Source organism: Variovorax sp. GW821-FHT06D12, assembly GCF_059419205.1.
This window is the reverse complement of the sequence record NZ_JBWKRI010000010.1, coordinates 176910-189444: the sequence shown is the minus strand read 5'-3', so window position 1 is coordinate 189444 and position 12535 is coordinate 176910. Positions and strand designations below refer to the sequence as shown.

General features: G+C 68.5%; 13 protein-coding genes. 10 read left to right on the top strand and 3 right to left on the bottom strand.

Annotated features, from left to right (window positions below; all coding sequences use genetic code 11):
* Nucleotides 1–246: 246 nt before the first annotated feature.
* Both AC07SQ_RS27760 and AC07SQ_RS27755 read left to right on the top strand, forming a co-directional pair.
* Nucleotides 247–1200, top strand: a complete 954-nt coding sequence (locus tag AC07SQ_RS27760; protein ID WP_495273564.1) for an alpha/beta fold hydrolase — start codon at nt 247–249, stop codon at nt 1198–1200.
* A complete protein-coding gene (locus tag AC07SQ_RS27755; RefSeq protein ID WP_495273563.1) occupies nt 1197–1514 on the top strand; it encodes an antibiotic biosynthesis monooxygenase family protein in 318 nt (105 codons plus the stop codon). Before AC07SQ_RS27760 ends, AC07SQ_RS27755 begins: the two co-directional genes overlap by 4 nt.
* 4 nt (nt 1515–1518) lie before the next feature.
* On the opposite strand, the gene AC07SQ_RS27750 is transcribed toward AC07SQ_RS27755, so the two are convergent.
* Nucleotides 1519–2226 carry a FadR/GntR family transcriptional regulator gene (locus AC07SQ_RS27750; RefSeq protein ID WP_495273562.1) on the bottom strand — a complete coding sequence of 236 codons (708 nt, stop codon included), beginning with the start codon at nt 2224–2226 and terminating at the stop codon, nt 1519–1521.
* 73 nt (nt 2227–2299) lie between these two features.
* Complete coding sequence (locus AC07SQ_RS27745; protein WP_495260485.1) at nt 2300–3625, bottom strand: MFS transporter; 1326 nt, start codon at nt 3623–3625, stop codon at nt 2300–2302.
* Nucleotides 3626–3812: 187 nt separating this feature from the next.
* Here AC07SQ_RS27745 and AC07SQ_RS27740 point away from each other — a divergent pair, with 187 nt between their 5' ends.
* Together AC07SQ_RS27740 and AC07SQ_RS27735 are read left to right on the top strand one after the other, a co-directional pair.
* Nucleotides 3813–4370, top strand: coding sequence for an ureidoglycolate lyase (locus AC07SQ_RS27740; protein ID WP_495273599.1), 558 nt, complete (start codon nt 3813–3815; stop codon nt 4368–4370).
* A 140-nt stretch (nt 4371–4510) separates the two neighbouring features.
* Nucleotides 4511–4873 carry a hypothetical protein gene (locus AC07SQ_RS27735; protein ID WP_495273561.1) on the top strand — a complete coding sequence of 121 codons (363 nt, stop codon included), beginning with the start codon at nt 4511–4513 and terminating at the stop codon, nt 4871–4873.
* Between the two features lie 150 nt (nt 4874–5023).
* On the opposite strand, the gene AC07SQ_RS27730 is transcribed toward AC07SQ_RS27735, so the two are convergent.
* Entirely contained in the window at nt 5024–5230 is a 207-nt protein-coding gene (locus AC07SQ_RS27730) for a hypothetical protein (protein ID WP_062470893.1), read from the bottom strand.
* A gap of 145 nt (nt 5231–5375) precedes the next feature.
* Here AC07SQ_RS27730 and AC07SQ_RS27725 point away from each other — a divergent pair, with 145 nt between their 5' ends.
* From AC07SQ_RS27725 to AC07SQ_RS27700, 6 genes are all read left to right on the top strand, one after another.
* Nucleotides 5376–6971, top strand: coding sequence for a class I SAM-dependent methyltransferase (locus AC07SQ_RS27725; protein WP_495273560.1), 1596 nt, complete (start codon nt 5376–5378; stop codon nt 6969–6971).
* Between the two features lie 61 nt (nt 6972–7032).
* Nucleotides 7033–8769, top strand: coding sequence for a gamma-glutamyltransferase (gene ggt / locus AC07SQ_RS27720; RefSeq protein WP_070059809.1), 1737 nt, complete (start codon nt 7033–7035; stop codon nt 8767–8769).
* Nucleotides 8770–8830: 61 nt separating this feature from the next.
* On the top strand, nt 8831–9571 hold the full coding sequence (locus tag AC07SQ_RS27715) for a pseudouridine synthase (RefSeq protein WP_307694364.1): 741 nt from the start codon (nt 8831–8833) through the stop codon (nt 9569–9571).
* A 105-nt stretch (nt 9572–9676) separates the two neighbouring features.
* Nucleotides 9677–10690: a YncE family protein gene (locus AC07SQ_RS27710; protein ID WP_062470897.1), complete on the top strand. Its 1014-nt coding sequence runs from the start codon at nt 9677–9679 to the stop codon at nt 10688–10690.
* Nucleotides 10674–11504: a polysaccharide deacetylase family protein gene (locus AC07SQ_RS27705; RefSeq protein WP_495273559.1), complete on the top strand. Its 831-nt coding sequence runs from the start codon at nt 10674–10676 to the stop codon at nt 11502–11504. The genes AC07SQ_RS27710 and AC07SQ_RS27705 overlap by 17 nt, the downstream gene beginning before the upstream one ends.
* A gap of 16 nt (nt 11505–11520) precedes the next feature.
* Nucleotides 11521–12495 (top strand): sterol desaturase family protein, encoded by a 975-nt coding sequence (locus tag AC07SQ_RS27700; RefSeq protein WP_495273558.1) that lies wholly within the window; start codon nt 11521–11523, stop codon nt 12493–12495.
* Nucleotides 12496–12535 lie beyond the last annotated feature (40 nt).

Here is a 12535-nt window from a genome sequence, read left to right as displayed (position 1 = left end):
TGGACTGCGGTTTGACGGCCAGTGAGCCAAAGTTTCATGTTCAGGCGCGGGGCGACCGTCCGGCCGGTGCTGCCAAGGCCGATCGGCCGACGGGATGGCCAGGTTGCCTATCTCTCCCTGCAGCGTGCCCGCCGCAGGGCGCGCGCGGCCTGGACGACACTCAGGGTCGGCCCTTTCCCACATGCGGGCCCCGCGCCGGAGGCGACAAAGACACCTCTGTTTCTTTGCATGTCTCAAGGAGCCGAGATGGCCAATGCGAACCCCCGAAAGAACGACGCGGCCGGCACGACCGCCGTCACGCACCGCACGGTGCAGATCGACGGCGTCGAGGTCTTCTATCGCGCGGCCGGTCCGGTGGGTGCCCCGGTGCTGTTGTTGCTGCACGGCTATCCGTGTTCTTCGTTCCAGTACCGCGCGCTGATGCCGGCGCTGGCGGACCGCTGGCGCGTGGTGGCGCCCGATTTCCCGGGCTTCGGCTACAGCGGCACGCCCGAGGAGAACTTCGTGTTCGATTTCGATGGCTACGCGTACTTCCTCGACCGCTTCACCGCCGCGCTCGCGCTGCGTCGTTACGCGCTGTACCTGCACGACTACGGTTCGCAGATCGGCCTGCGCCATGCGATGCGGCGGGCCGGGCGGGTGACGGCGCTGATCGTCCAGAACGGCGACATCTACGAAGACACGCTGGGGCCGAAATACGCGGCGATCCGGGCGTACTGGAACGACCCGAGCGAGGCCCATCTCGCGGTGCTGGAGCGCACCGTGAGCGAAGAAGGCTTTCGCGACGAGTTCATCGGCGAGGTGTCCTCGCGCGTGGCCCCGCGGCTCGCGCCCGATCTCTGGCGCCTTCACTGGCCGTTGATGGACACGCCCGTGCGGCGCGGCATTGCGCTCGGTCTCATGAAGGGGCTGAAGGAGAACCTGCGGTGGTTCCCGCGCTACCAGGACTACCTGCGCACGTACCGCCCGCCCACGCTGATCCTGTGGGGGCCGCAGGACGGCTACATGCCGATCGAGGCCGGCCGTGCCTACCTGCGCGACTTGCCCGACGCCCAGTTCCACGCGTTCGACGACGGGGGCCACTGGCTGCTCGAGACGCACCTGGCCGAGGTGCTGCCGCCGCTGCGCGATTTCCTGGGGCGGCACCTGCCGGTGCCGGCGTCTGCATCCACCCGGACGATCGAAGGCGTGCCGGTATGAGCGTCGCCACCATCGCGCGCATCTGGCGCGGCCGCGTCACGCCCGATCGCGCAGAGGCCTACGAACGCTACCTGCTGGCTGAAGGCATTCCGCCGTTGCGCAAGACGGCGCTCGCGGTGCAGCTGTTCCGGGAAGACCGCGCCACCGAGACCGAGTTCGTCACGACCTCCTACTGGCCCGACGTGGCCGCGATGAGCGCGTTCACCGGTGGCGACCCGAATGGGGTGCAGCACCTGCCGCGCGATGCGGAGTTTCTGATCGAACTGCCCGAGCGCGTCGAGGTGCTGCGCATCGTCGTCGACACGTGGACCTGAAGCGTCAGGCTGCCTCGAGGCCCGTCGGAAAGTGCACGCCCGCGCGCTGCGCGGCCTGCACGATGTGCTGCGTCATCGCCTGCTGCGCCAGCGCCGGGTTGCCTTGCGCGAGCGCTTCGATGATCGCCATGTGCTCGTCGTAGGTGGCATGGCGCGCGCCGCGCTTGTAGAAGGGAAGGCGCTGGCTCTCCTGCATCACCTCGGCGCTGTTGCGCAGGATCTCGGCGATGGCCTGGTTGCCTGCGATGCCGATGATCTGCATGTGGAAGTCGAAGTCGAGCTGCGTGGCCTGCGTGAAGTCGCCGGCGTCGATGCACGCGCGCATGGCCTGTGCATTGGCACGCAGCGCCGCCAGGTCGTCCGCCTCGATGACCAGGCAGGCCAGCCGCGCGGTGAAGTTCTCGACCGCGAAGCGCAGCTGGTACACGTCCTGCAGCGAATGCGAGGTGGCGAACTTCCAGGCCGGGGAGGCGGGCGGCGCTTGTTGTCCGCCGTCTTCGGCCACGTACATGCCCTTGCCGGGGCGCGGAATGACGAGGCCCGTGCCCTGCAGCGTCGACAGCGCCTCGCGCAGCGAGGTGCGGCTGATGCCGAGCTGCTCGGCCAGGTCGCGCTGCGAAGGCAGCAGCCCGCCGGCCGCGTAGGTGCCGTCCGCGATCCGCTGCTGGATCAGGCGGGCGGCGGTGGCGGCGACGGCGGGGGAGGCGAGCATGGGCGGTTTTCGGTGCGAAGTGCGGCAGTGGCGGGAGCTGGAAATCTTACTGTGGCCGCACCCCGGGCCTTCCCTACTTGTTGACCAGCTTGGCCGGCACCGTCCAGGTGAGGAAGGCGCCGAACAGCAGCACGCCGGCCAGCACGAACAACGCGATGTCGGTGCTCTTCGTGGCGTCCTTGATCAGGCCGATCATGTACGGGCTCACGAAGCCCGCCAGGTTGGCGAAGGAGTTGATGAGCGCAATGCCGGCTGCTGCGCCCGCGCTCGACAGGATGGCCGTCGGCAGGCTCCAGAACAGCGGCGAGGTCGCCAGGCTGCCGCCCGCGGCCAGGGCCAATGCGGCCAGCGAGAGGTACACGTTGTTGCTGAAGATCGCGCTCAGCGTGAGGCCCAGCGCGCCGCAGCAGAAGGGCACGATCAGGTGCCAGCGGCGCTCGCGCATGCGATCGGAGCTGCGGCTCACCAGCAGCATCGAGACGATGGCCACGGCAAACGGAATCGCCGTGAGCAGCCCGATGTTGAACGCGCCCGACACGCCCGACTGGCGCACCAGCGTGGGCAGCCAGAAGGTCAGGCCGTACTGGCCCATCACCGTGCAAAAGCAGATCAGCGCCATCTTCACGATGCGGCGGTCGGCGAACAGCGCGCGCAGCGTCATGTGGCTGGTGCCGCCCTTGGTGGCGTTCTCGGCGGCGATGTTGCGTGCGAGCACGGCCTTTTCTTCGGCGGTGAGCCAGCGTGCGGCCTGGATGCTGTTGTCGAGGTACACGATGACCAGCAGGCCGATCACCAGCGAAGGCAGCGCCTCGATGAGGAACAGCCACTGCCAGCCGCGCAGCCCGCCCATGCCGTGCATGGCGTCCATGATCAGCCCCGACAGCGGCCCGCCCAGCACGCCCGACACCGGAATCGCGCACATGAACACCGCCACCATCTTGGCGCGGCGGTGCGAGGGAAACCAGTAGGTGAGGTACAGGATCATCCCCGGGTAGAAGCCGGCCTCGGCCGCCCCGAGCAGGAAGCGCAGCACGTAGAACTGCGTGGGCGTGGTCACGAACATCATCGCGGCCGAGATCAGGCTCCACGTGATCATGATGCGCGAGATGGTGGCCTTGGCGCCGATGCGGTGCATCAGCAGGTTGCTCGGCACCTCGAAGAAGAAGTAGCCGATGAAGAACAGCCCCGCGCCCAGCCCGTACATGGCTTCGCTGAACTGCAGGTCGCTGAGCATGTTCAGCTTGGCGAAGCCGACGTTCACGCGGTCCAGGTAGGCGGCCACGTAGCAGAGCATCAGGAACGGCATGAGTCGCCATGCCACTTTCTTGTAGAGCGCGTTCTCCGCTGCAGCAGAGGTGGTGGCCGGCTGCAGCGGCGCATGAAGGGTGGTGGTTGACATGGCGGTCCTCGAAGGCGTCGATGGGGTTGATTAACTGGTATTACCGGTATGATTTAACGCGACCGAGACCTTAAGGCCTCATGCGCCATTGGACACTAGCGATTTCCCTGACGCCAGGAGATTGACGGCCTGGATGCATCGCAAGGATACTGGTAATACCAGTTGGACCAAAAAAGCCAAGGAGTTTCTGTTGACGATTGCCAGCCCCACTTTCCTGCCCCCGGCGCCGGGCACGCCCGCGACGCTTGCGCTCGTTGCGCAGCCGCTGACGCGCGAGGCGTTCGCCGCGTTCGGTGACGTCATCGAGAGCGCGCACGCCCGGTCGATGCCGATCAACGCGGGCATGACCACGCGCTTTCACGACCTGGCGCGCGTGGACCCGGGCCCCGGCGACAGCCGCGTGCTGGTGAACATCTTCGAGACCCAGCCCTATGCGATGCCGTTGCAGGTCGGCATGCTGGAGCGCCACCCGCTGGGCAGCCAGGCCTTCGTGCCGATGGACGGCAGCCGCTTTCTCGTGGTGGTGGCGCCGGCGGGCGACACGGTGCGCGTGGAAGACATCCGCGCCTTCGTCACCGACGGGCGGCAGGGCGTGAACTACGCGCGCGGGGTCTGGCACCACCCGCTGGTGGTCACGCAGCAGCCGGCCAGCTTCGTGGTGATCGACCGCGGCGGGGCCGGGCCGAACTGCGACGAGATTCTGGTGCCGACGGCGTGCGTGGTGCGCGTCAGCCTGGCGGGCTGAGCGCGCGCCATCCCTGCGGCCATCGCCCGGCGGCTGCGCCAGCGTCGCAGGCACCGCGACGCCGACTTGCGGCCATTGGCGAAAGAGGCCTACACCGCCGGGAGCGCCTCGGTGAAACCTTCGGGCCATGGGTGAACGCCATGCGCAATCCAACGAAATCGATGTTTGCCGGAAGCCTCGCCATCGGGGTCTTGGGCGTCGCGGCGCTCGTTGCCGGGCCGGCTGCCGCGCAGTCGGCCGACAAGCCGCCGCCACCGCCGGTCAAGCCGCAAGCGCAACTTGGGCCCGACCCCGAGCTCCTCGTGAAGCCGCCGCCCCATGGCCATCCGCGGCTGGTGAAGCCCGCGCCGCCCGACCGCGACCCCGGCATGGTGAAAAAGCCACCGGCGGACGCGAAGCGGGCCGGCGAAGACAAGCCCCGCGTGGACGACCCCGGCGCGCCCTCGCGCCAGGACGACTGCCGGGGCACCGCTGAGGACTGCAGACAGAACTCCCCACGATGACGCCTTGAACGGAAGAACACGCCTCGCCATGAAATGGTCGAGTCGCCGGGCTACCTGCGCAAGACCTGCGACCGCGAGAGCGGGTTGGTGCTCATCGACATCGACGCCTGAGCGGTGCGGCCGGGCGTCAGCCCTGCGTGATGAGGTGGCCTACTGGCACTGGAACAGCACGCCGGATTCGGCCGGTGCCTTGCCGAGCCACTTCGGCTCCTGGCTCTTGGCGCTGCAGTAGTCCGAGGCCTGGGTGTAGGTCATGGCACGCAGCACACCGTCGCGGAAGGGAACGATCTGGTTGGGCGGCGTCGAGCAGCCGGCAATGACCAAAGCCAGGGGAAACAGTGTGATGCGCCAATTCATCGGGCCATTCTAAAGAGGTCGTGCAAGCACCGAAGTCCGCGGCCAGGGCAGGGCGGCTCGACCCGCGCCGGCTTCTTTTTGCGAGGGCACGGGGCTATAGTCTGCGAGCACTGCTGCAGCCCCTCCCGATCCCCAAAGGACGTTCGTGCCGGACTCTCTGACTTCCACGCTCACCAGTTACTACGATGCGGTGCCCTACGACTCGCACCCGTTTCCCCAGTCCGCCGTGGAGCACCTGGAAGCCCTGGCCTTCCTGTTCGGACTCGAGGCGCCGCCGCCGCACAAGGCGCGCGTGCTCGAGCTGGGCTGCGCCGCCGGCGGCAACCTGATTCCGTTCGCGGCGCGTCACCCGCAAGCCCAAGCGGTCGGGGTCGACCTGTCGCGCGTGCAGGTGGCCCAGGGCGCTGCGGCGCTCGACCAGGCGGGGCTGTCGAACATCGAGCTCAAGGCCTTCAACATCGCCGACATCGACGCCTCGTTCGGCCTGTTCGACTACATCGTCTGCCACGGCGTCTACAGCTGGGTGCCGGGGCCGGTGCAGGACGCCATCCTGCGCGTGTGTGCCGAGAACCTGGCGCCGGGCGGCGTGGTGTACGTGAGCTACAACGTGTACCCGGGCTGGAAGGCGCGCGAGATCGTGCGCGACGCGATGATCCTGCGCGGCGGCCCGCGCGACACGCCCGAAGAAAAACTCTCGTACGCGCGCGGCATGCTCGAGTTCCTCGAGCAGTCGGCCCGGCCCGACAGCGTGCTGCGCAAGACGCTCGAAGAGACGATGCCGATCGTGCGCAACTCCGGCAACTACTACCTGCTGCACGAGTTCCTCGAGCCCTGCAACGAGCCCTGCTATTTCAAGGAGTTCGTCGCGCGTGCCGAAGCGCGCGGGCTGGCCTACCTGTGCGACGCCGAGCCCTCGACCATGTTCGTGCAGAACTACGGCGAGAAGGTGCGCGACCCGCTGCTGCGCGAGTGCGGCGGCAGCCAGGTGATGATGGAGCAGTACCTCGACTTTCTCGTCAACCGCACCTTCCGCCAGACGCTGCTGGTGAAGCAGGGCAATGCCGCGAACATCCGCTACCGCCTCGAAGTTCCCCGCCTGCGCGCGCTGGAGTTCGCCGGCGTCTTCCGCGTCGATGGTGGCGAGGCCCTCACGATCGACACCCGCGAGCAGCCCTGCACCGCGCTGCGCGACCTGAAGGTCACGTTGCGGCTGCCCGCGCACAAGGCGGTGGCGCAGGCGCTCGACGCGAGCTATCCGTGTTCGATGTCGACCGAGGCTTTGCTGGCCGCCGTGGTGACGCTCACCGGCGAGCCGCGCGCGGCCGTCGAGCCCATCGTGCTCGCCATGCTCGAGGAGCTCTTGATCCTCGGCGCGCTGCGCATCCGCCGCACGCCGGTGCCCGCGGCTGCTTCGGTGTCCGCGTTGCCGCAGGCGCTGGCGCCGGTGCGGCGCGCGCTGGCCGGCGTGCCCGCGTCGCAAGCGACGGCCGTGCTCTGCAACCAGTGGCACGAGCCGGTGTCGCTCACGGTGCTCGAACGCAGCCTGCTGCCGCTGCTCGACGGGGCGCACACGCACGAGGCACTGGCGGCCTTCCTGCTCGACGAGGTGCGCGCCGAACGCCTGCGCTTCCTCAAGGACGACCAGCCGCTCACCGACCCGTCGGCGCTGCACACCTTCGCGCAGGAGCAGGTCGCGCAGGCGCTGCAAAGCCTGCGGCGCAAGGCGCTGCTCACGGCCTGACGGGCCACTACCCATTCACCCCTCCCTCATTCTTCATCCAACGCACAGAGGAGACTTTTCCATGCAGCACTTCAAGTGGACCCCCACCCTGCGCGCCGCCGTCGCGGCCGCGCTCACCCTGGCGGCGGCCGGCGGCGCGCAGGCCGCGTCGCAGGCGCCGGTGGCGGCCGAACACGGCATGGTCGTGAGCGCGCAGCACCTGGCCAGCAAGGTCGGCGTCGATGTGCTCAAGCGCGGCGGCAACGCGGTCGATGCGGCCGTGGCCGTCGGCTATGCGCTGGCGGTGGTGTACCCGGCCGCCGGCAACCTCGGCGGCGGCGGCTTCATGACCGTGCAGCTGGCTGACGGCCGCAAGACCTTCCTCGACTTCCGCGAGAAGGCCCCGCTGGCCGCCACGGCCAACATGTACCTCGACAAGGACGGCAACGTCGTCAAGGGCCTGAGCACCCACGGCCACCTCGCCGTGGGCGTGCCGGGCTCGGTGTCGGGCATGGAGTACGCGCGCGAGAAGTACGGCACGATGAAGCGCGCCGACCTCATCGCCCCCTCGGTCCAGCTGGCCGACAAGGGCTTCGCGCTGGAGCAGGGCGACATCGACATGCTGCTCACCGCCACCAACGACTTCAAGAAAGATCCGGTCTCCGGCGCCATCTTCCTGAACAAGGGCGAGCCCTTCGCGGTCGGCCAGAAGCTGGTGCAGAAAGACCTCGCCAAGACGCTGAAGGAAATCAGCGCCAAGGGCACCGACGGCTTCTACAAGGGCTGGGTCGGCAAGGCGATCGTGGCGTCGAGCCAGGCCGGCAAGGGCATCATCACGCAGGCCGACCTCGACCAGTACAAGACGCGCGAACTCGCGCCGGTCGAGTGCGACTACCGCGGCTACCGCGTGGTGTCGGCGCCCCCGCCGAGCTCGGGTGGCGTGATCATCTGCGAGATGCTCAACATCCTGGAGGGCTACCCGCTCAAGGACCTGGGCTTCCGTTCGGCGGAGTCGGTGCACTACCAGATCGAAGCCATGCGCCACGCCTACGTGGACCGCAACAGCTACCTGGGCGACCCCGACTTCGTGAAGAACCCGCTCGACCGCCTGCTCGACAAGGGCTACGCCGCGAAGATCCGCGCCGCCATCGACCCCAAGAAGGCCGGCGTTTCCAAGGACATCAAGCCCGGCGTGGCGCCGCATGAAGGCAGCAACACCACCCACTACTCGATCACCGACAAGTGGGGCAACGCCGTTTCGGTCACCTACACGCTGAACGACTGGTTCGGCGCCAAGGTCACGGCCGACAAGACCGGCGTGCTGCTGAACAACGAGATGGACGACTTCACCTCCAAGATCGGCGTGCCCAACATGTACGGCCTGGTGCAGGGCGAGGCCAACGCCATCGCCCCGGGCAAGCGCCCGCTGAGCTCGATGAGCCCGACCATCGTGTCGAAGGACGGCAAGCCGGTGTTCGTGGTCGGCACGCCCGGCGGCAGCCGCATCATCACGGCGGTGCTGCACACCATCCTGAATGTGGTCGACTACGGCATGAACGTGCAGGAAGCCGTCGATGCGCCGCGCTTCCACCAGCAATGGCTGCCCGACGTGACCAACGTCGAGACCTTCGCGATCAGCCCCGACACCCGCAAGATCCTGACCGACATGGGCCACAACCTGGGCGTGCCGCAGCCGGCCAACCACCTGGCGGCGATCATCGTCGGCGCGCCCTCGCTGGGCGGCAAGCCGGTGGGCGCGAACCGCTTCTACGGCGCCAACGACCCGCGCCGCAACACGGGCCTGGCGGCAGGCTACTGAACCTGCGGCACACTTGAAGGCGGTCGTGCCCCTGTCGGCACGACCGCTTTTTTCATTTTTCATGCACCTGCAAGACATCCTCTATACCCAGGGCTTCGGCACCCGCCGCGTGTGCGCGGGCCTGGTCCAGCAAGGCCACGTGAGCATTGCCGGCGCGGCCGTGACCGACCCCTTCGCCGACCTCGACCCCGAAGGCCTGCTGTTCACCGTGCAGGGCACCGAGTGGGCCTGCCACGAGAAGGCCTACCTGATGCTGCACAAGCCGGCCGGCACCGAGTGCTCTCAGAAGCCCTCGACCTACCCGAGCATCTACACGCTGCTGCCGTCGCCGCTGCGCCTGCGGCCCAACAAGGGCGCGGTGCAGGGCGTGCAGGCCATCGGCCGGCTCGACCAGGACACGACCGGCCTGCTGCTCCTGACCGACGACGGCCAGTTCATCCACAAGATGGGCTCGCCCAAGCACCACGTGCCCAAGGTCTACGAGGTGACGGCCAAGCATCCGATCGACGAGGCGCAGATCGCCAAGCTGCTGGCCGGCGTGGTGCTCGACGACGATCCGAAGCCCGTGCGCGCGGCCGCCTGCGAATCCGACAGCCCGCTGCACCTGCGGCTCACGCTCACCGAAGGCAAGTACCACCAGGTCAAGCGCATGCTGGCCGCGGTCGGCAACCGGGTCGAAGGGCTGCACCGCTCGCGCATCGGCGGCCTGGCGCTGCCGGACGACCTCGCGCCGGGGCAATGGCGCTGGCTCACGGCCGAGCAGGTGGCCCAGCTGCGGGCGCCCGTGCCTCGCGCCGCGTGACATAGGTCAAGGCGCCGGGCTAAACAGCGGGTGAGGGGGCGCCCGCGGTCAGCTTTTCGTCGGGTTCGACCGTTAAGATTGTTAACCCTCTCCCGGAACCTTCCCTTGCGACTCCCTGCCCGCCCGAACGGCCGCATCGCGGCCTTCCTGCTGTCCTGCCTGTGCCTGACAGCCCTGGTGACCCTCCCCGCCGCGGCGGCGCCGCCGGCCCCTCCACCGGTCTTTGTGCTCAATTCGCTGGACGCCAGCGTGAGCGTGATCAATCCGGTCGACTGGACCGAGAAGCAGCGCATTCCCACCGGCAAGGAGCCGCACCACATCTACATGACGCCCGACGAGAAGTCGGTCATCGTGGCCAATTCGGCGGGCGATTCGCTCACCTTCCTGGACCCGCGCACGGCCGAGGTGCAGCGCGTGGTGTACGGGATCATCGATCCCTACCAGCTGCAGTTCTCGCGCGACATGAAGTGGTTCGTCACGGCGGCCAACCGCCTGAACCACGTCGACGTGTACCGCTGGGACGGCAAGGACCTGAAGCTGGTCAAGCGCATCGCCACCGGCAAGACGCCCAGCCACATCTGGATCGACAACACCAGCACGGTGGCCTACGTCACCATGCAGGACAGCGACGAGCTGATTGCGGTCGACCTGCCGACGCAGACCATCCGCTGGCGCATGGCCACCGGCGCCATGCCGGCCGACATCTTCGGCGCCCACAACGACAAGACGCTGCTCGTGGGCCTCACCGGCAGCGACGGCGTGCAGGTGTTCGACGTGGCCGGCGCCCAGCCCAAGCTGGTCGGCAAGATCCCTACCGGCAAGGGCGCCCACGCCTTCCGCTCGGCCGGCGACGGCAAGACCGTGTTCGTGAGCAACCGGGTCGCCAACACCATCAGCCGCATCGACCTGACCACGCTGAAGGTCGTCGCCACCTACAACGTGCCCGGCGGCCCCGACTGCATGGACGTGTCGGCCGATGGCAAGACGCTGTACGTGACCTCGCGCTGGGCCAAGAAGCTCACGGTGGTCGATCTCGCGAGCCAGAAGGTCGTGCGGCAGATCAACGTCGGCCGCTCGCCGCACGGCGTCTGGACCCTCGACCATGCCAAGCGCATCTGAGCGCGTGCGCGGCCTGCGCACCGCCGGGGTGGCCTTCGCCGTCGCGGCGCTGGCCTGCGCCACCGTGCCGGCGGCCGGGGCCCAGGAAGCCGCCGCCTGCGACAAGCCGGTCTACCTGACGCTGGACACCGGCCACATGGGCATCGCCCCGCTGGTGGCCGACGTGCTCAAGCGCCAGGATGTGCGCGTCACCTTCTTCGCCGCCGCCGAGCGCACCCAGACCGACGGCGACAGCCTGGACGACCACTGGGCGCCGTGGTGGAAGGCGAGGGCGGCCGAAGGCCACGAGTTCGGCTCGCACACCTACGACCACGCCTACTGGCGCGGCGACGTCAAAGGCACGCTGCCGAGCTTTCGCATCAAGCCGTCGGCCGGCCCGCAGACCGGCAAGGAGTCGGTCTGGAGCGCGGCCCAGTACTGCGCCGATATCCGCAAGTCGTCCGACCGGCTGGCCGCCATCACCGGCAAGAAGCCGCTGCCGCTGTACCGCGCGCCGGGCGGGAAGACCTCGCCCGCGCTGCTGGCGGCCGCCAAAGACTGCGGCTACGCGCACGTGGGCTGGTCGCCCGCCGGCTTCCTCGGCGACGAGCTGCCGAGCGAAAGCTTCAGCAACCAGAAACTGCTGGCCCAGGCGCTTGCGGGCATCCGCCCCGGCGACATCCTGCTGGCGCACCTGGGCATCTGGTCGCGCAAGGACCCGTGGGCGCCCGCCAACCTGGAGCCGCTGATCGTCGGCCTGAAGGCCAAGGGCTTCTGCTTTCGCACCCTGCGCCAGCATCCGGACTACCGCGCCTGGATCGCCTCCCATCCTTGATCCCTGAGTTTTCGCCGTGATCGATTGGTTGACCGACGTTTTTTCCGCCATGCAAGGCTGGCTCTTCGAGACCGCCGTGCAGCCGCTGGTGTACGCCATCGGCCTGGGCGGCTGGGCTGAGGATGCCTTCGACGCCACCGGCTGGCTGCTGGTCGGGGTGGTCCAGATCCTCGTGCTGCTGGCCGTGATCGGTCCGCTGCAGCGCTGGCGCGCGGTCGAGCCCGTGACCGACCGCCGCGCCATCCGCATCGACGTGCTCTACACGCTGATCCACCGGCTGGGCCTGTTCCGGCTGGCGCTGTTCTTCACGCTGCAGCCGCTGTTCGACGACCTGCTCGGCAGCCTGCGCATGGCGGGGTGGGGCACCTTCCACCTGGACGAGGCCTGGCCCGGCGTGACCGACGTGCCGTGGGTGGCCTTTGCCATCTACCTCGTGGTGCTCGACTTCGTCGGCTACTGGATTCACCGCGGCCAGCACCAGTTCAACTGGTGGTGGAGCCTGCATTCGCTGCACCACTCGCAGCGCCAGATGACGATGTGGAGCGACGACCGCAACCACCTGCTGGACGACGTGATCCACGACACGCTCATCGTCATCGTGGCGCAGCTGATCGGCGTGGCGCCGGGCCAGTTCATCGCCGTCGTGGCCTTCACCCAGCTCAGCGAAAGCCTGCAGCACGCCAACCTGCGGCTGAGCTTCGGCACGCTCGGCGAGCGGCTGTGGGTCAGCCCGCGCTTTCACCGGCTGCACCACAGCATCGGGCTGGGCCACGAGTCGCACGGCCGGAGCACGCTGGGCGGCCACAACTTCGGCGTGCTGCTGCCCTGGTGGGACATGCTCTTTCGCACCGCCAACTTCGAGAACCGCTACGACCCGACCGGCATCCGCGACCAGGTCGAGCCCGGCGCCGACGGCCGCCCGCGCGACTACGGCCAGGGCTTCTGGTCGCAGCAGTGGCTGGGGCTGAAGCGGCTGTTCGGCCGCGCCTGATCCGCCCGCAGGCCCGGCAGCGAGCGGGCCGGGGCCTTGC